Below are 17,500 nucleotides of genomic sequence, written 5' to 3' on the forward strand. Positions count from 1 at the left end.
ATATGTCAAGCGTCATCGCCGGAAAGTGTCCGCGGACACTAAATCGCCGTGAGCAATGGCCCAAATGGGCATCCGGCGTGGATGCAAGGCACAAAATCGCCTGGAACCACATGGCATCGCACGGCTAATGGCCCGCAGGGGGCCTGCCATGGATGGTGTACATCCTTGCGATCATCCCTGATCGCGGGAATCACACGGGCGGTCATCCATGGCCGCACTTCTCAAAACAAAAAACCGGGCATCGCTGCCCGGTTTCGGATGACGCATGAGCGCTGGCTCAGGCCGGCATCACTTCGTCGGCCTGCAGGCCCTTCTGGCCCTGCACCACCTTGAAGCTGACCTGCTGGCCTTCCTGCAGGCTCTTGAAGCCATTGCCGGAGATCGCGCGGAAATGCACGAACACGTCCGGACCATTGTCACGGGCGATGAAGCCGAAGCCCTTGGCGTCGTTGAACCACTTGACGGTACCGATCTGACGATCAGACATTGAATCACTCCACTGGGTATTGCATGAAAGGAGACTCGACCGCCGCGAATGCGGCAGCCGGCTTACTGGTGTGCAAAGGAAAACAACCCCGGGGTGAACAGATGAGGCAGATCGCGGATCGGCTGCATCGGGTCACCGGTGCTTGGCGACCCCGGCAAACTCAGCCCGCACATGATAACCGCAGCGGATATCCGGATGCGAGGAGCACGAATATCATGTCGTGTCGCCCTTCCCGAGGACTCCCCGCATGAGCACCCGTCTATTGCTTACGCTGTGCGCCGGTCTGCTGCTGGCCGGCTGCGCCACCACCCGGCCGACGCGTCCGACCGCGCCGCCCGCACCGGCCACGGTCACCGGCGTGCCTTCCTGCGATGCCTATCTGGCCGGTTATCTGGCCGGCCATCGCGCCGCGGCGGTCTTCCCGGCCGACCAGTTGCAGGCGCATTACCAAGCCATGCGCGACAGCCTGCTGCAGGCCGCCAGCGATCCGCAGACCCGCCCGTATCTGGATGCCCGCTGCCGCCTGCTGTCCAGCCAGCTGAGCCAGAGCCCGCCGGGGCGTCCGCCCGGCGCGACGGCTGCGGTGCCCGGCACGCACTGATTCAGGCGGACTCCGCCTTCCACGCGGCCCGCAACATTGGCGCCAGCGCCGCCGGCCGACAGCGCGCGAGACGGATCCGCGGCGTGCCGTGCCAACGCGCGGTGCGCGCGATCGCGGCAGCCAGCTCGCCCGCCAGCCGCGGCGCCGGCTCCACGCCATCCTCCAGGTACAGCGCCTTGATCTCGAACACGCCCGCGTCGCGGTGCGCCTTCGCGTCCAGCCGGCCGACCAGCGCGCCGCGATGCAGGATCGGCAGCACGTAATAGCCGTAGCGTCGCTTCGGCGCCGGCACGTAGCACTCGATGCGGTAATCGAAATCGAACATCGCCAGTGCGCGGGCGCGATCCCAGACCAGCGGATCGAACGGCGACAGCAGCGTGGTATGCGTGGCGCGCAGGCGGCCGCCGCGCGCACGTTCCAGTTCCGCGGCATGCACGCGATGCACGTAGCCCGGCTCGTCCCAGCCGCGCACCGCCACCTCCAGCAGCTCGCCTTCGGCCAGCAGCGGTGCCAGCTCGCGCGCCGTCACCGTCGGCTTCAGGCGGAAGTAGTCGGCGATCCAGCGCGCCTGCGCGATACCCAGCGCGCACACGCCGTCGAGGATGAAGTGCCGGCGCAGCTGCGCCGAATCCAGCGGGCTGGGCGCGAACGGCGGATCGAGCCGCGCCAGTACCCGCTCGGCCAGGTCGTACACGCGCTGGAAGCGCTCGCGTCGCGGCACCATCAGATCGCCCAGCGCGAACCATGCTTCCAGCCAGCGCTTCTCCGGCTTCCACTCCCACCAGCCGGAGACGCCGCGATCCTCGCGCGGGAAATCCGACGCCAGCACCGGGCCGCTCTCGCGAATGCGCGCGAGCAGCGCGTCCATAGCGGGACGGTGCTCGCGATGCATGCGCTCGGCGTGGCGCTGCGCCCAGTGGCTGCCGCGCTCGCGCCAGGCGCGATGCGTGGCCAGATCGCGCGCGGCGACGAAACAGGCCTCGTGCGCCCAGCATTCGGCGATGCGGCCATCGGCCAGCGCCTCGTCCAGCCACGCCATCGGGTAATCGCCGAGGCGCGCATGCAGCACCAGGTAGGGGCTGCGCGCGACCACGTGGATGGAATCGATCTGCAACAGGCGCATGCGCTCGATCGCCGCCACCACGTCGGCGCGACGCGGCTTGCGTCGTGGCGCCTGCAGCAGGCCTTGCGCATACAGCTGCAGCGCGCGCGCCTGCGGCAGGCTCAATGCTGCAGTGTTCGCTGAAGCTGCGTTCAACGGCACGTCGTTTTCACACCGGCTCGACAAGAATGTTGCGGCGACATTTATGCAGCCTCTGCTAGCGTCCATCACAGGCCTCGCGGAACGCGGATCCCCTTCACCGCCCGCGAGGCTCGCACTCCCTCAGACATTCTGGCATGGAGTAATCATCATGAAAGCACGCAATGTGTTGTTGCCCGCACTCGTCACCGGCGCCCTGATCTTCGCTGGCGCCTCCTTCGCCCAGGACACCACCGGCCAGGCGCCGCCACCACCGCAGAACACCATGCCGTCGGCACCGGCTCCCACGCAGACGCCACCGCCCGACGTGACCGTGCGCAGCGTGCCGCCTGCCGCGCCGCAGATCGCCACGCCGCCGCCGTTCAGCCAGCTCGCCGGCAACAGCAAGTGGATCACCGAGGAGCAGGCAGCGGCCTATCCGCCGCTGGCGAACGACTTCCTCAACGCCAGCCACGACGGCAAGCGCGTCAGCAAGACGCAGTACGAAGCGTGGGTGAAGCAGATCCAGTAAAGCACCAGGCAAGCAAGCAAACGGCCACGTCGACGACGTGGCCGTTTTTTTGGCTTTACCGATGCGGTCTTCCATGATCGCGGCAATACGACGGTCGACGGAAAGACGAGCCGATCGCTCTGCCTTGGCGTCAGAAGCGGCCATCCATGGCCGCACTTCTCAACGGATGCGACGATCGACGGAAAGGCGAACTGCTCGATCGACTAGACTCCGGTCATTCCACGCCCCCATGCGCCGGAGTCCCCATGCCTTGTCGCCGCATCCTGCTGCTGGCCGGCTGTCTCGTCGCCGGCGTCTGCCATGCGCAGAATCCCGACCCGATGGACATCCGCGCCTGCACCGCGATCGAGAGCGACGCACAACGACTGGCCTGCTACGACCGCGCCACCGGACGCGACCAGCTGCCGGCCGCGCAGAAGCGCAACGAGCAGCCCGCCACGACGAACGAAGGCATGTTCGCGCACGACCGCCAGACCAGCGTCGTCGCCGCGGCCGAGCCGCAGGTGGCCGCGCCGCTGTCGCTGCTGGACAGCCGCTGGGAGCTGTCGCCGGAGAGCAAGCTCGGCACCTTCAACCTGCGCGGCTACAGGCCGGTGTACGCGATGCCGCTGTTCGCCACCAGCAACCAGAACCGCGAGCCGCACAGCCCGAATCCCGACAACACCGTGAAAACGCCGCAGCAGCTGCAGAACGTCGAGGGCAAGTTCCAGCTCAGCCTGAAAACGAAGATCTGGCAAGGCGTGTTCGGCGATGCCGGCGACCTGTGGCTGGGCTACACGCAGAGCTCGCGCTGGCAGGTCTACAACGCGCAGGCCTCGCGCCCGTTCCGCGAGACGAACTACGAACCCGAGGCGCTGCTGGTGTTCGACACGCATTACCGCGTGCTGGGATGGAACGGCCGCCTGTTCGGCATCGGCGTCGACCATCAGTCCAACGGCCGCGGCAACCCGCTGTCACGCAGCTGGAACCGGGTGATCGCCGACGTCGGCTTCGAGCGCGACGGCTGGACCGTGATGTTCCGCCCGTGGTGGCGCATCCCCGAGGCGCGTCGCGACGACGACAATCCCGACATCAGCGACTACATCGGCCGCGCCGACATGCAGATCGTGCACGAATGGCGCGGCCAGGAGTTCGGCATGATGCTGCGCCACTCCCTACGCGGCGGCAGCCGCAGCCACGGCGCCGCGCGCTTCACCTGGAGCTTCCCCATCGCCGGCAACCTGCGCGGCTACATGGAGCTGTTCAAGGGCTACGGCGAAAGCCTGATCGACTACAACCACAACGCCACCTACCTGGGGCTGGGCGTGTCGCTGCTCGACTGGTATTGAGCGCGCCGACCATCCTCACCCATGCATGCGAGCACCGCCGTGAGCGACACGATCCTGATCCGGCCAGCGACGACCGCCGACTACGCCGCCTGGAAACCGCTGTGGGACGGCTACAACGCGTTCTACGGCCGCAGCGGCCCCACCGCCCTGCCGGAGGAAATCACCCGCACGACGTGGGCCCGCTTCCACGATCCGGCCGAACCGGTGCATGCGCTGGTCGCCGAACGCGACGGCTCGCTGCTGGGCCTGGCGCACTACCTGTTTCACCGCAGCACGATCCAGCTCGAGCCCAGCTGCTACCTGCAGGACTTGTTCACCGCGCCAGCCGCACGCGGCCACGGCGTGGGTCGTGCGCTGATCGAACGCGTCTACGAAATCGCCCGGGCAGCCAAGGTGCCCCGCGTGTACTGGCAAACCCATGAAACCAACGCCACCGCGATGCGGCTCTACGACCAGGTGGCCGAAAAGTCGGGCTTCGTGGTTTACCGCAAACTGTTCTGACGACAAGGGCCCGGCAGCGCACTGCCGGGCCCTTGTCGTGTCGTGCGGTGGCGGCGAGCCACCGCCATGCAATCAGTGGTGGTGGCCGCCCGCGCCATGCACGTGGCCGTGCGCCAGCTCTTCCTCGGTGGCTTCGCGCACCTCGGTCACCTCGATGGCGAAGTGCAGGGCCTTGCCGGCCAGCGGATGGTTGCCGTCGATGTGGACCTTGTCGTCCTCGACCCTGGTCACGGTGACGTTGATCACGCCCTGCGGACCGTGGCCCTGGAACTGCATGCCGGGCTGGATGTCCGCCACGCCCTGGAACGCCTCGCGCGGCACTTCCTGCACCAGTTCCTCGTGACGCACGCCGTAGCCTTCCTCCGCCGCCACGTGGGCGTCGAACTTGTCGCCGGCCTTGCGGCCTTCCATCTGCTTCTCCAGACCCGGCACGATGTGGCCTTGGCCGTGCAGGTAGGCCAGCGGCTCGCGACCGGCGGAGCTGTCGACGACCTGGCCGTCGTCGTCGGTGAGGGTGTAGTGGAAGGCAACGGCGGCGTTGGCGGCAATCTGCATGACGGGTTCCGATAACGGGAAGAGCACCGGCATCGCACCGGCAGGAACAGGCAAGTTTAACAGATCACCCGGCTTGGCCGCCGAAAGCGGCCCGCGTCTGCGCGATACTCGGCGGATGAAACGGATCGCAACCCGAATCGTCCTGCTGCTGTGCCTTCTGCTGGTCGCCGACCTGTCGATGGCAGCCACTGCACCGATATCCGGTGCACCGCCTGATCGAACTGCGCTGACCGCGCAGATCGATGCGATCATCCGCCAGCCGCGCTACGCCGCCGCCGACTGGGGCATCGCCGTGATGGCGCTGGACAGTGGCCGCACGCTGTATGCGCACCAGGCCGGCAAGCTGTTCCAGCCCGCCTCCACCGCCAAGCTGTTCACCGCGGCGCTGAGCCTGGCCACGCTGGCTCCCGACTACCGGATTCCCACGCGCCTGCTCTCGGCCGCACCGATCCGCCACGGTCGGCTGGATGGCCCGCTGCTGCTGTATGGCATGGGCGACCCCACGCTAGGCACGCCCGGCGCGAATCCCGATTGGGCGGATGATCTGGCCGCGCAACTGGCCGCGCATGGCATCCGCGAGGTACGCGGCGACCTGATTGCCGACACCACGTATTTTTCCGGCCCGCCGCTCGGCAACGGCTGGGAGGCCAGCGACCTGCTGGGCTGGTTCGCCGCGCCCGCTTCCGCGCTGAGCGTGCACGAGAACACCGTGGCACTGACGCTGACACCCGCCACCGTCACCGGCCAGCCGCCGCAACTGGGCTTCACGCCCGACGTGGCAACGCCACCGCTGGCGAACACGCTGACCACCACGCCTGCACACACTCCGGACGACATCAACCTCTACCGCGCACCGGGCGATCCGCTGCTGCATGCGTTCGGCAGCGTCGCCGCCGGCATACCGCCACGCAGCTACCGGCTGGCGATTCCCGACCCCGCGCGGCAAGCCAGCGAAGAGTTGCGCGCGGCGCTGGCGCGCCACGGCGTGCGGCTGAAAGGCGCGCTGCACGTGCTGCACTGGCCGGAACGCGACGATGCGCTGCGCGCGAACGCGCAGGTGCTGGCCGAAGTGCTGTCGCCGCCGGTGAGCGAGATCCTTGCCCAGGGCCTCAAGCGCTCGCAGAACCTGTACCTGCAGAACCTGTTGCAGATCGACGGCGTCAGCGCGCAGGCCGCGGCGGCGAGCCAGCCCGACGCCCCCACCGCCTTCCTCAGCAGCGAAGCCTGGGGACTGCGCGCGCTGCAGGCGCTGCTGGAACGCATCGGCATCCCACCATCGTCGGTGCTGCTGGAGGAAGGCAGCGGGCTATCGCGCGGCAATCTGGCCACGCCCGGGGCGATGGTGCAGCTGCTGCAATACCTCGCCGCACAGCCATACGCGGCGACGCTGCGCCGCATGCTGCCGGTGGCCGGTGTGGACGGCACTCTGGAATGGCGCCTGCGCGACGGCCCGGCCACCGACAAGGTGCAGGCCAAGACCGGCAGCATGACCCATGTGCACAACCTCGCCGGCTACGTCACCACGGCGGGCGGCAGGCAACTGGCCTTCGCGATCCTGCTCAACAACTACCAGCGCGGCCCTGACGATCCACGCGCAAACCGCGACATCGACGCCATCGTCGAGCTGCTGGCCGGATATCACGGCGGCGAATGAATCATCCGCGGGAGCGCACCCCGTGCGGTCAAGGCCGTTCAGTCCGCCAGCAGGCGATCCAGCTCCCTGCCGATCTTCTCCGGGGTGTCGGTGGGCGCGTAGCGCTTCACCACCTGTCCATGGCCGTCGACCAGGAACTTGGTGAAGTTCCACTTGATCGCCTCGCTGCCGAGGATGCCCTTGCCCTCGTGCTTCAGCCACTGGTACAGCGGGTGCGCATGCTCGCCGTTCACCTCGATCTTCGCGAACAGCGGGAAGGTGACGCCGTAGCTGGTGTCGCAGAACTCGCGGATCGCCGTCTCGTCGCCCGGCTCCTGGTGGCCGAACTGGTCGCAGGGGAAACCCAGCACCACCAGGCCACGGTCGCGGTCGTCCCGCCACAGCTTTTCCAGGCCGGCGTATTGCGGCGTGAAGCCGCATTTCGAGGCCACGTTGACGATCAGCAAGGTCTTGCCTCGCCATTCCGACAACGAGCGTTCGTTGCCGTCGATGTCACGTGCGCTGAAGTCGTGGACGCTGCTCATGGCGAAAACTCCGGTATGGCCGTATGGAAGTCCGTGAACCGCTAGAATACTCGCCCGCCCCCGCTCGAACCGCCGTGATCCGCTTTCTCGACGTGCACAAGTCCTACCGCGTGGACGGCAAGGACATCCCCGCGCTGCAGCCGTTCAGCCTCGACATCCTGGATGGCGAGGTGTTCGGCATCATCGGCCATTCCGGCGCCGGCAAGTCCACCCTGATCCGGCTGATCAACCTGCTGGAGCGCCCCAGCGGCGGGCGCATCCTGATCAGCGACACCGAGATGACCGCGCTGGACGAGCCGGCGCTGCGCGCGCAGCGGCGGCGCATCGGCATGATCTTCCAGCACTTCAACCTGCTCGCCTCGCAGACGGTGGCGGACAATGTCGCGTTCCCGCTGCGCCTCGCCGGCGAGCGCGACGCAGCGAAAATCCGTGCCCGCGTGGACGAGCTGCTGGAGCGCGTGGGCCTGACCGAGCACGCGAACAAGTACCCCGCGCAGCTCTCCGGCGGCCAGAAGCAGCGCGTGGGCATCGCCCGCGCGCTGGCGAACCGCCCGGAGATCCTGCTGTGCGACGAGGCCACCAGCGCGCTCGACCCGCAGACCACGGCGTCCGTGCTCGATCTGCTCGCCGCGATCAATCGCGAACTCAAGCTCACCATCGTGCTGATCACCCACGAGATGGACGTGGTGCGCCGCATCTGCGACCGCGTGGCGGTGCTCGATGCCGGCCGCATCGTGGAAAACGGCACGGTGGCCGACGTGTTCCTGCACCCGCGGCACGCCACCACGCGGCGCTTCGTCAACGAGGCGCTGCCGGAGGAAGCCGCCAGCACGCAGGCACCGATCGTGGCCGGCCGCGTGCTGCGCCTCACCTTCCGCGGCGCCACCACGCTGAGTCCGGTGCTGAGCCGGGTGATGCGCGAGAGCGGCGTGGATTTCAACCTGCTCGCCGGCCGCATCGACCGCATCAAGGAGCTGCCCTACGGCCAGCTCACCCTGACGCTGGAAGGCGCAAACACCGACGCCGCCCTGGCCGCGCTGCGCGAGGCCGGTATCGAGATCGAGGAGCTGTCCCGATGAACCCGTTGCACTCCCTGTTCCCGAACATCGACGACTGGGGCGAACTGGGCCGCGCCTGCGTCGACACTCTGTTGATGCTGGGCGGCGCGCTGGCGCTCACCGTGGCCATCGGCCTGCCGCTGGGCGTGCTGCTCTACCTCACCGGCCGCGGCCAGCTGCGCGCGATGCCGAAGTTGTACGGTGTCGCCTCGCTGGTGGTGAACGTGCTGCGCTCGGTGCCGTTCATCATCCTGATGATCGTGCTGATGCCGGTCACCTACGTGCTGGTGGGCACCAAGCTCGGCGTGCGCGGCGCGATCCCGCCGCTGGTGATCGGCGCCGCGCCGTTCTTCGCACGGCTGGTGGAAACCGCGCTGCGCGAGGTGCAACAGGGCGTGATCGAGGCGGCCCAGGCGATGGGCGCCAGCACCTGGCAGATCGTGCGCCACGTGCTGCTGCCCGAGGCCCGCGCCGGGATCGCCGCCGGCATCACGGTGACCGCGATCGCCCTGGTGGGCTATACCGCGATGGGCGGCGCGATCGGCTCGGGCGGCCTCGGCGACCTCGCCTACCGCTACGGCTACCTCAGCTACAAGTCCGACTACATGGTCGTGACCGTGGTGCTGCTGGTGGTGCTGGTGCAGTTGCTGCAGATGATCGGCGACCGCATCGTGGCGCGTTATAAGCGCCACTGATCCGGTTATTTCCCCGCCAAGATTTGGACGTCTAGTCTGGAACTCCCCCTGGAACCCGTCATGACCGATGCTGCTGCTCCCCGCGATCTCCGCCATCCTCGCCCTGCTGCTGCTCGTCGGCATCGCCCGCAAGCCCTCGTGAAGCGACTGCTGGGCGCCGCGGCCTTTGCCGTGCTGCTCGCCGGCTGCTCCGCGCCGAAGGAGGACGCGAACACGCTCACCGTGGCCGCCACCGCGGTGCCGCACGCGGAGATCCTCAAGCAGGTGCAGCCCATCCTGGCCAAGGAAGGGGTGAAGCTGGAGATCAAGGTGTTCGCCGACTACGTGCAGCCGAACACGCAGGTGGTCGAGAAGCACATCGACCTGAACTATTTCCAGACCGGGCCCTACCTCGATGCGTTCAACCGCGAGCACGGCACCCACCTGGTGCCGATCACGGGCGTGCACATCGAGCCGTTCGGCGCCTACTCGCGCAAATACACGAACATCGACCAGCTGCCCGTGGGCGCCACCGTGGCGCTGCCGAACGACCCCAGCAACGAGGGCCGCGCCCTGCTGCTGCTCGCGAAGCACGGTTTGATCACGCTGAAGGATCCCGCCAACGCGCTGGCCACGCCCAAGGACATCACGGCGAACCCGAAGCAGCTGAAGTTCAAGGAACTGGAGGCGGCGATGCTGCCGCGCACGCTGGACGAGGTGGACCTGGCGCTTATCAACACCAACTACGCGCTGGCGGCCGGCCTGAATCCGGTCAAGGACGCGCTGCTGATCGAGAGCAAGGACTCGCCCTACGTGAACTACCTGGTGGGCCGCCCCGACAACGAGCATGACCCGCGCGTGCAGAAGCTGGTGCAGGCGCTGACCAGCCCCGCGATCAAAGCCTACATCGAGCAGAAGTACAAGGGCGCGGTGCTGCCGGCGTTCTGATCCACCTGTAGGAGCGCACCCTGTGCGCGAATGCCCTGGCGCCTGATTGAAACCAAGAGCATTCGCGCACAGGATGCGCTCCTACATCAGCAGGCTCAGGCGGCCGCCATCTGCTTCGGGATCGAGCGGTTGGTGTGGGTGATGCGATTGTTCGCGTCCACGTAGACGCAGGTGGGCTGGAACTGCGCCAGCTCCTTCTCGTCGAGCTGGGCGAACGCGGCGATGATGATGAGGTCGCCCACTTCCACGCTGCGCGCGGCGCTGCCATTCACCGAGATGATGCCCGAGCCTTCCTCGGCACGCAGCGCGTAGGTGACGAAGCGCTCGCCGTTGTTGATGTCCCAGGCATGGATCTGCTCGTACTCGCGGATGCCCGCGGCATCCAGCAGGTTGCCGTCGATCGCGATCGAGCCCTCGTAATGCAGCTCGGCGTGGCTGACGGTGGCGCGGTGGATCTTCGCCTTGAACATGTTCAGTTGCATGACTTCGGGTTCCTGCGGGAACGGCCCGCGTGGCTGCGCATTATCGAACTGCCGACATTGCACCGCAACATCGGCCGTTCAGCGTGGAAATGCGGGCGCTTCAGTCGAACTGCAAGTTGTCGATCAATCGTGTCGTGCCCAATCGCGCGGCAATCAGCGCCACCAGTCCTTCGCCCTCGCCGTCGGCCGGCTCGGACAGGTCCTCCGCACGGCGGATCGCCACGTAGTCGGGCGCGAAACCCGCGCGCTCCAGCTTCGATTGCGCCGCCTCCTCCACGATGCGCCGCGCATGGCCCTTGCCGACCAGCTCGCGCATCTGCGCCAGCGTGGCGTGGATCTGCGGCGCCAGCGCGCGCTCTTCCGCCGACAGGTACTGGTTGCGCGAGCTGAGCGCCAGCCCGTCGTCGGCGCGCAGGGTGGGCGCGCCGATCACCTTCACCGGCAGCGCCAGGTCGCCAACCATGTGCTCGATCACCTTGAGCTGCTGGAAATCCTTCTGGCCGAACACCGCCAGATCCGGCTGCACCATGTTGAACAGCTTGCACACCACGGTGGCCACGCCGTCGAAATGACCGGGGCGATGCGCACCTTCCAGCGTGTCGGTGATCCCCGGCACGTGGATGCTCGCGCCCTGCTCGGCGCCGAACGGATACATCGTCGCCACCTCGGGCGCGAACAGCAGGTCGCATTCGTTCTCGGCCAGGCCGGCCTGGTCCTGCGCCAGGGTGCGCGGGTAGCGCGCGAAATCCTCGTTCGGGCCGAACTGGGTGGGGTTCACGAACACGCTGGCCACCACGCGATCGGCCCGTGCGCGCGCCAACTTCAGCAGCGAGTAATGCCCCGCATGCAGGTTGCCCATGGTCGGCACCAGCCCCACGGTCTGGCCCTGGCTCCGCCAGCTGCGGATCGCGGCGCGCAGGGCCGGAAGGTCTTGCACGGTTTGCATAAGGTCGCCGTTGTCTAGTTGAAGCAGTGTTCGGGCGCGGGGAACGCCCCGCTGCGCACGTCCGCCGCATAGGCCGCGATCGCCGCCGCCACAGCATCGCGGCCGGCGAGGAAATCCTTGCTGAACTTGGGCCGCTTGCCGGGCGTGATGCCCAGCATGTCGTGGATCACCAGCACCTGGCCGTCGCAGTGCGGGCCCGCGCCGATGCCGATCACCGGGATCTTCAGCGCCTTGGTCACCCGCTCGCCAAGTGCGCTGGGCACGCCTTCCAGCACCAGCAGATCGGCGCCTGCGGCCTGCACCGACTGCGCCTCGGCCAGGATGCGGTCGGCCGTCTCCTGCTCGCGGCCCTGGATGCGGAAGCCGCCGAACTTGTGCACCGACTGCGGCGTGAGGCCCAGGTGGGCGCAGACCGGGATCGCGCGCGCCACCAGCGCGGCGATCGCGTCGAGGATGTGCGGCGCGGCGCCCTCGATCTTCACCATCGCCGCGCCCGCCTCGCCCACCAGCCGCGCGCCGGCCTCCAGCACGTGCGGCAGGTCGCGGTCGGCCATGAACGGCAGGTCGGCGACCAGCAGCGTGGCCGACAGCCCGCGCGCCACCGCCTGCGTGTGGTAGACCATGTGGTCCAGCGTCACCGGCAGAGTGCTCTTGTGGCCCTGCACCACCATGCCCAGCGAGTCGCCGACCAAGGCCACGTCGATGCCGGCCAGTTCCAGTTGCGCGGCGAGGCTGTAGTCGTAGGCGGTGAGCATCACGATGCGGCGGCCTTCGGCCTTCATCGCGTGCAGGCCGGGCACGGTGACCGGTTTGCGGGCGGGCATGTTGGCGGGGTCCACGTACACGGCGTCGTCTCGAAGGCGAGGGATCGGCCGATTATCCGCTGCACCGCATCATTCGGCCAGCCGGTCTTCGATCAGGCATTCGCAGCCCTGCGTATCCGCCGCGGCGAGCAGGTCGGCCACGCGGCCCTGCCCCGGCAGCCGCAGGTCCGGCGCAATGTCGTTGAGCGGCAGCAGCACGAAGGCGCGCTCGGCGATGCGCGGATGCGGCAGGGTCAGCCGCTCGTCGTCGAGTTGCACGTCGTCCATGTGCAGCAGGTCGAGATCCAGCGTGCGCGGGCCGTTGCGCTCGGCACGCACGCGGCCGGCGCGCTGCTCGATCGCCAGCAGCGCATCCAGCAGCGCCTGTGGCGCGAGGTCGGTATCCAGCAGTACCGCGGCATTGAGGAACGGCGGCTGCTCCAGCACGCCCCAGGGCGGCGTGCGGTACAGGCGCGAGCGGCGCAGCACGCGCGTGCCGGGCAGATGCGCCAGCGCATCCATGGCCTCCAGCAACTGCCGCCGCGGATCGCCCAGGTTGCCGCCCAGCGCGACGTAGGCTGCGGTCACGCCGGTTTCGATTTCGTCGCAGGCTTGCGCCGGCGCCGCTTGCGCGTCGGGCCGGCAGTCGGTGCGGCCGCCTCGGGTTCGCTGCCGCCGCCGTGTGCCGGCAGCGCCGCCGCCAGCGTCTCGTGCGGCAGTTGTTGCGCGTGGTCCCACCACAGGCCCAGCTCGCGGATCGCCGGCGATTCGTGCGCACGCAGCAGCAGGAAATCGAATGCGGCGCGGAAGCGCGGATGCGCCAGCAGGCGCAGCACCTTCTTGCGCTGGATCTGCTCGAAGCGCGGCTGCAGCGACCAGATCTCCTCCATGGTAAAGGTGAAACGGCGGGGGATCGCCACGCGCTGGCACTGCTCGCCCACCACCTGCAGCGCGGCGCGCGCCCAGGCTTCGGTGGCGTCCTTGCCGCGGGCGATCTGCTGTTGCGCCAGGTCGCGCACCTCGCCCCACAGCAGCACCGCGAACAGGAACGCCGGCGTCACCGACTTGCCCTCGGCGACGCGCGCGTCGGTGTTCTCCAGGCCCTGCTCGACCAGCGCGCGCAACGCCTCGTCGCCACGCTTCAGCGCACGGGCGGTGGCCGGGAACAGGAACTTCAGCAGGCCGCACTGTTCAAGCATGCGGAAGCTCTTCAGCCCGTGCCCGGCGAGGAACATCTTCAGCGATTCGTCGAACAGCCGCGCCGGCGCTGCCTCGGCCAGCAGCGGCCCCAGCTCCTCGAACGGCGCAGCCGCAGGCGCATCGATGCTGAAACCGAGCTTGGCGGCCAGTCGCGCCGCGCGCAGCATCCGCACCGGATCCTCGTGGTAACGCGTGTCCGGGTCGCCGATCAGGCGCAGTACGCGGTCCTGCAGATCCTGCATGCCGCCCACGTAATCGCGCACCGAAAAGTCGCTGATGTCGTAGTACATCGCGTTGACGCGGAAGTCGCGGCGCAGCGCGTCCTCCTCGATCGAGCCCCACACGTTGTCGCGCACGATGCGGCCGTCGACGATATGGCGCTCGCCCTCCGCGCCCTCCTCCTCGCCGGTACCGCGGAAGGTGGCCACCTCGATGATCTCCGGCCCGAACACCACGTGCGCCAGCCGGAAGCGGCGGCCGATCAGCCGGCAGTTGCGGAACAGCTTCTTCACCTCGTCCGGCGTGGCGCTGGTGGCCACGTCGAAATCCTTGGGCCGACCGCCCAGCAGCAGGTCGCGCACGGCACCGCCGACCAGGAACGCGTCGTAGCCAGCCTCGTTGAGGCGGTACAGCACGCGCAGTGCGGCCTTGCTGATGTTCTTGCGGGAAATCGTGTGCTGCTCGCGCGGGATGATGCGCAGCGCGGGCCTGGCGTCGTTCCTGGCTTCGGAATTCAAGCGTGTGGAGTCCTTGCGGGTATCGGGTCCGGCACGCAGCCAAGGCGGCGGCGCAACGGCCTGCAGCCGCTCATCTTACCTGCCTTCGCCGGGGCATTGCCGGGCGAAACATTTCCGCTATACTACCGCGCTCCGCGTCAATCCGCTCCCATCGTCTAGTGGCCCAGGACACCGCCCTCTCAAGGCGGGAACACGAGTTCGAACCTCGTTGGGAGCGCCATTATCTATGCGATTCGTCCGGAATCGCTGCTCGGCGCGGCAATGCGACAAGCTTCAAGCACTCGCCTTGCCCAAGCGCCAACCGCGGCCATCGATGGCCGCACTCCTCAGGAACAACCGGCACGATCAAACGGTCGTGCCAGTTGCTTTTGCGCAGTGCCAATGCTTTTGCAGCGACAACCACGGCAACCGCCCTCCAGCCTGTGCACGTGGACGCATCGGCCATGCCCGGGTAGCGGCCGGCACTGCCATCGGCGACTTCTCACCCGGCGCGCGTTGCAGTCATACTTGCCAACGCCACAACGCTAGAGCCCCGCCCCATGACCTTTGTCGTCACCGACAACTGCATCAAGTGCAAGTACACCGACTGCGTGGAAGTCTGCCCGGTCGATGCCTTCCACGAAGGCCCGAACTTCCTGGTGATCGATCCGGACGAATGCATCGACTGCACGCTGTGCGAGCCGGAATGCCCGATCAACGCGATCTACCCGGAAGACGACGTGCCCGCCGGCCAGGAGGGTTACGTGGCGTTGAACGCCGAACTGGCGAAGGCGTGGCCGGTGATCACCGAGCGCAAGGACGGCCTCGCCGATGCGAAGGATTGGGAAGGCAAGCCCGACAAGCTCAAGCTGCTGGAGCGCTGAGGGTCGGAATCGGGGGACGGCAGAACGCCGCAAGCCGCCCCTTCAAGGCATCGCAACGAAAAATGCCGCCCATCGGGCGGCATTTTTCATGGGCGGGAATGGCGGTGGAATCAGCTGCCCATGCCCTTCTTCAGCGCATCGATCAGCTTGGCGACCGCACCCTCGTCACCCTGCACGCGCACTTCGCTGGCGCTGCTGCCGCTGGGGTTCACGGTGACCTGCACCGCATGCGTGGCCGTGTCGGAGCTGGCCTTGCTCTTGCCGTGATGGAACATGCGGCCGAAGAAGCCCCGCTTTTGCGCCGGCGCCATGCCGCCCACCACGTTCACCGCATAGCTGTGCGCGCTGTCGTCATGGCCGGTCACCTGGCCCGCGCCGCCACCGGCCAGGAACTGGCCCACCTTCTGGTAGGTGCCGTCGACGGTATCGGACACCACGAAGGCGTCGGAGATCGCGCTGGGCACGGGCGCGGCCTGCGGCTGGTTCGAGCCCGGCGGCGGAATCACCAGCGCGGCATTCGCCGGCGGAGTGTCCAGGCCCGGCGGGATTTCCAGCGGGGACTCCTGCTTGGCGGTTTCCCACGCCTTCGTGGAGCGGAACATGCCGCAACCGGAGAGCAGCAGGCCCGCGAAGGCCAGCGCCGGCAGGGTCACGAGGAGCGAGGATTTCTTCATGCAAGGGATTCCGTGGAAAGGTCGGTTACGGCACAGCCAGGATCGAATTCAGTCAGGCGGCATGCGCCAAGGATGCCAGACTGGACAGCGCCTCGCGCAAACGGGCGCGATCCGGCCCCTCGGCGAGTTCCACCAGCGGCAGCCGCGGCAGCGCTGAACCCAGCCCCAGCTCCGGCAGGCCGGCCTTCACCGCGATCGGGTTCGGTGCGCAGTTCAACGCTTGCAGCAGCGGCGCCAGGGCATCCCCGCAACGCGCGGTGGCGGCGCGGTCGCCGCCGGTGGCCGCGTCGCACAGCGCGCGGAACGCCTTGGGCACCAGGTTCGCCACCACCGACACGGTACCGGCCGCACCGGCCAGCATCGCCTGCCCGGCGGTGCCGTCGTCGCCGGAGAGATAGACGAAATCCGGGCGCGCAAGTTCCGCGAGCGCGGCGATGCGTTCGGCGTCGGCGCGCGCCTCCTTGATGCCGACGATGGCCGGATGCCCGGCGAGCTGCGCCACCGTCTCCGGCAGCAGATCGCAGGCGGTGCGGCTGGGCACGTTGTACAACACCAGCGGCAGGCCGCCGTGCTCGGCCACTTCGAGGAAGTGCCGGCGCATGCCTTCCTGGGTGGGGCGCACGTAGTACGGCGTCACCACCAGCGCGGCATCGGCACCCAGCGCCTTGGCGCGACGCGTCGCCGCCACGGTCTTCGCGGTGCCCGCCTCGCCGGTGCCGGCGATCACCGGCACGCGGCCGGCGACGTGCTCCACCGCGAACGCGAGCAGGCGGTCGAACTCGTCGTGCTCTAGCATGTGCGCCTCGCCGGTGGAGCCGGCCACCACCAGCGCCTGCGTGCCGCCGGCGAGCTGATGGTCGAGCAGGCGCGCGAACGCCGGCAGGTCGAGCGTGCCATCGGGCGCGAACGGCGTCGCCAGCGCGCAGATGCTTCCGCGAATATCCAAGGCTCGGTTCCGCTGCAGATTCAGACCGGCCATGTTACTTGCGGCCTTGCCGGAGCGGCAAGTAAGCTGGCCGGCGCGATTCCCGCGCCGCGCGGGATCCGGCACAGGCCATCCCATTGAAACCGACGCCCTCCGCCCGTTCGGGCAGCGACAACCAGTTGCTGATCCACGCGCTGACCTCCGCCACCCACTCACCGCTCACCGCGCTGACCCGCCGCATCGCCGACGCCGGCTGCAGCCTGGCCGAATCGCGCGTGGCCACGATCGGCAACGAGGTATCGATGATGCTGCTGGCGAACGGCGCCTGGGACGCGCTGGCCAAGCTGGAGACGGCGCTGAACAAGCTGGCGCGCGACGAGAACCTGCGGCTCAGCCACTATCGCACGGCGCCGCGCGAGCCGAATTCGCACCTGCTGCCCTACATGGTCGAGATCATCTCCGCGGACCGCCCCGGCATCGTGGTGCGTATCGTGGAGTTCTTCAGCCAGCAGGGCATCAGCGTGGAGCAGCTGCATTCCACCCGTTACCACGCGATGCAGACCGGCGCGGAGATGTTCCAGGCGCAGTTCACGATCGGCATTCCTGCCGACATCCACATCGCCGCCTTGCGCGACGATTTCCTGGAGCTGTGCGACGGCCTGAACCTGGACGCGATCATGGATCCGGTGAAGTTCTAGGATGCTCCGCCCATGACGGTCTGACAAGGCTGTCATCCGTAACATTCATCGCGCTAGTCTCTGTCCGAAC

The 17,500-nt window shown here is 68.1% G+C and carries 21 protein-coding genes and 1 tRNA gene; 11 read left to right on the forward strand and 11 right to left on the reverse strand.

Translation table 11 applies throughout. The annotated features are described in order from the left end of the window. Nucleotides 1-277: 277 nt before the first annotated feature. The gene (locus AB7878_RS03420) at nt 278-487 is read right to left on the reverse strand and encodes a cold-shock protein (protein ID WP_077482568.1); all 210 of its coding nucleotides are present in this window, start codon (nt 485-487) and stop codon (nt 278-280) included. Between the two features lie 247 nt (nt 488-734). Between AB7878_RS03420 and AB7878_RS03425 the strand changes: the two genes are divergently transcribed. Then, a complete protein-coding gene (locus AB7878_RS03425) occupies nt 735-1,088 on the forward strand; it encodes a hypothetical protein (protein WP_369493013.1) in 354 nt (117 codons plus the stop codon). Between the two features lies 1 nt (nt 1,089). On the opposite strand, the gene AB7878_RS03430 is transcribed toward AB7878_RS03425, so the two are convergent. Then, nucleotides 1,090-2,346 carry a winged helix-turn-helix domain-containing protein gene (locus AB7878_RS03430; RefSeq protein WP_369493014.1) on the reverse strand — a complete coding sequence of 419 codons (1,257 nt, stop codon included), beginning with the start codon at nt 2,344-2,346 and terminating at the stop codon, nt 1,090-1,092. A gap of 154 nt (nt 2,347-2,500) precedes the next feature. Between AB7878_RS03430 and AB7878_RS03435 the strand changes: the two genes are divergently transcribed. The 3 genes from AB7878_RS03435 to AB7878_RS03445 all read left to right on the forward strand — a co-directional run bounded on the left by AB7878_RS03435 (nt 2,501) and on the right by AB7878_RS03445 (nt 4,689). Then, a complete protein-coding gene (locus AB7878_RS03435) occupies nt 2,501-2,860 on the forward strand; it encodes a hypothetical protein (protein WP_369493015.1) in 360 nt (119 codons plus the stop codon). A 245-nt stretch (nt 2,861-3,105) separates the two neighbouring features. Further along, nucleotides 3,106-4,188 (forward strand): phospholipase A, encoded by a 1,083-nt coding sequence (locus tag AB7878_RS03440; protein WP_369493016.1) that lies wholly within the window; start codon nt 3,106-3,108, stop codon nt 4,186-4,188. A 39-nt stretch (nt 4,189-4,227) separates the two neighbouring features. Then, nucleotides 4,228-4,689, forward strand: a complete 462-nt coding sequence (locus AB7878_RS03445; protein WP_369493017.1) for a GNAT family N-acetyltransferase — start codon at nt 4,228-4,230, stop codon at nt 4,687-4,689. A gap of 72 nt (nt 4,690-4,761) precedes the next feature. Here the strand turns inward: AB7878_RS03445 and AB7878_RS03450 are convergent, their stop codons facing one another. Next, a complete protein-coding gene (locus AB7878_RS03450; RefSeq protein ID WP_369493018.1) occupies nt 4,762-5,244 on the reverse strand; it encodes an FKBP-type peptidyl-prolyl cis-trans isomerase in 483 nt (160 codons plus the stop codon). A 115-nt stretch (nt 5,245-5,359) separates the two neighbouring features. Here AB7878_RS03450 and dacB point away from each other — a divergent pair, with 115 nt between their 5' ends. Next, a complete protein-coding gene (dacB, locus tag AB7878_RS03455) occupies nt 5,360-6,898 on the forward strand; it encodes a D-alanyl-D-alanine carboxypeptidase/D-alanyl-D-alanine endopeptidase (protein WP_369493019.1) in 1,539 nt (512 codons plus the stop codon). Nucleotides 6,899-6,936: 38 nt separating this feature from the next. On the opposite strand, the gene AB7878_RS03460 is transcribed toward dacB, so the two are convergent. Continuing rightward, nucleotides 6,937-7,422, reverse strand: coding sequence for a glutathione peroxidase (locus AB7878_RS03460; protein WP_369493020.1), 486 nt, complete (start codon nt 7,420-7,422; stop codon nt 6,937-6,939). A 74-nt stretch (nt 7,423-7,496) separates the two neighbouring features. Here AB7878_RS03460 and AB7878_RS03465 point away from each other — a divergent pair, with 74 nt between their 5' ends. The 3 genes from AB7878_RS03465 to AB7878_RS03475 all read left to right on the forward strand — a co-directional run bounded on the left by AB7878_RS03465 (nt 7,497) and on the right by AB7878_RS03475 (nt 10,102). Next, nucleotides 7,497-8,501, forward strand: coding sequence for a methionine ABC transporter ATP-binding protein (locus AB7878_RS03465; protein WP_369493021.1), 1,005 nt, complete (start codon nt 7,497-7,499; stop codon nt 8,499-8,501). Further along, entirely contained in the window at nt 8,498-9,175 is a 678-nt protein-coding gene (locus AB7878_RS03470) for a methionine ABC transporter permease (protein WP_369493022.1), read from the forward strand. Before AB7878_RS03465 ends, AB7878_RS03470 begins: the two co-directional genes overlap by 4 nt. Nucleotides 9,176-9,313: 138 nt before the next feature. Beyond that, nucleotides 9,314-10,102, forward strand: a complete 789-nt coding sequence (locus AB7878_RS03475) for a MetQ/NlpA family ABC transporter substrate-binding protein (RefSeq protein ID WP_439653762.1) — start codon at nt 9,314-9,316, stop codon at nt 10,100-10,102. 95 nt (nt 10,103-10,197) lie between these two features. On the opposite strand, the gene panD is transcribed toward AB7878_RS03475, so the two are convergent. From panD to pcnB, 5 genes are all read right to left on the reverse strand, one after another. Next, nucleotides 10,198-10,584, reverse strand: coding sequence for an aspartate 1-decarboxylase (gene panD / locus AB7878_RS03480; RefSeq protein ID WP_077482550.1), 387 nt, complete (start codon nt 10,582-10,584; stop codon nt 10,198-10,200). A gap of 100 nt (nt 10,585-10,684) precedes the next feature. After that, nucleotides 10,685-11,530: a pantoate--beta-alanine ligase gene (panC, locus tag AB7878_RS03485; protein WP_369493023.1), complete on the reverse strand. Its 846-nt coding sequence runs from the start codon at nt 11,528-11,530 to the stop codon at nt 10,685-10,687. 14 nt (nt 11,531-11,544) lie between these two features. Continuing rightward, on the reverse strand, nt 11,545-12,354 hold the full coding sequence (gene panB / locus AB7878_RS03490; RefSeq protein WP_369493024.1) for a 3-methyl-2-oxobutanoate hydroxymethyltransferase: 810 nt from the start codon (nt 12,352-12,354) through the stop codon (nt 11,545-11,547). 69 nt (nt 12,355-12,423) lie between these two features. Continuing rightward, entirely contained in the window at nt 12,424-12,921 is a 498-nt protein-coding gene (gene folK, locus AB7878_RS03495; RefSeq protein WP_369493025.1) for a 2-amino-4-hydroxy-6-hydroxymethyldihydropteridine diphosphokinase, read from the reverse strand. Beyond that, entirely contained in the window at nt 12,918-14,270 is a 1,353-nt protein-coding gene (pcnB, locus tag AB7878_RS03500; RefSeq protein WP_369493026.1) for a polynucleotide adenylyltransferase PcnB, read from the reverse strand. Before pcnB ends, folK begins: the two co-directional genes overlap by 4 nt. 144 nt (nt 14,271-14,414) lie before the next feature. Here pcnB and AB7878_RS03505 point away from each other — a divergent pair. Then, nucleotides 14,415-14,490: transfer RNA gene (locus tag AB7878_RS03505), tRNA-Glu, on the forward strand. Nucleotides 14,491-14,809: 319 nt separating this feature from the next. After that, complete coding sequence (gene fdxA, locus AB7878_RS03510; RefSeq protein WP_077482540.1) at nt 14,810-15,133, forward strand: ferredoxin FdxA; 324 nt, start codon at nt 14,810-14,812, stop codon at nt 15,131-15,133. A gap of 110 nt (nt 15,134-15,243) precedes the next feature. Here the strand turns inward: fdxA and AB7878_RS03515 are convergent, their stop codons facing one another. After that, nucleotides 15,244-15,807 (reverse strand): hypothetical protein, encoded by a 564-nt coding sequence (locus AB7878_RS03515; RefSeq protein WP_369493027.1) that lies wholly within the window; start codon nt 15,805-15,807, stop codon nt 15,244-15,246. 52 nt (nt 15,808-15,859) lie between these two features. Continuing rightward, nucleotides 15,860-16,753 (reverse strand): 4-hydroxy-tetrahydrodipicolinate synthase, encoded by an 894-nt coding sequence (gene dapA, locus AB7878_RS03520; protein WP_439653763.1) that lies wholly within the window; start codon nt 16,751-16,753, stop codon nt 15,860-15,862. 116 nt (nt 16,754-16,869) lie between these two features. Between dapA and AB7878_RS03525 the strand changes: the two genes are divergently transcribed. After that, nucleotides 16,870-17,430, forward strand: coding sequence for a glycine cleavage system transcriptional repressor (locus AB7878_RS03525; RefSeq protein WP_369493029.1), 561 nt, complete (start codon nt 16,870-16,872; stop codon nt 17,428-17,430). Nucleotides 17,431-17,500: the final 70 nt, after the last annotated feature.

It is taken from the genome of Rhodanobacter humi, assembly GCF_041107455.1.
In the GTDB taxonomy this organism is placed as follows: Bacteria; Pseudomonadota; Gammaproteobacteria; order Xanthomonadales; family Rhodanobacteraceae; genus Rhodanobacter_A.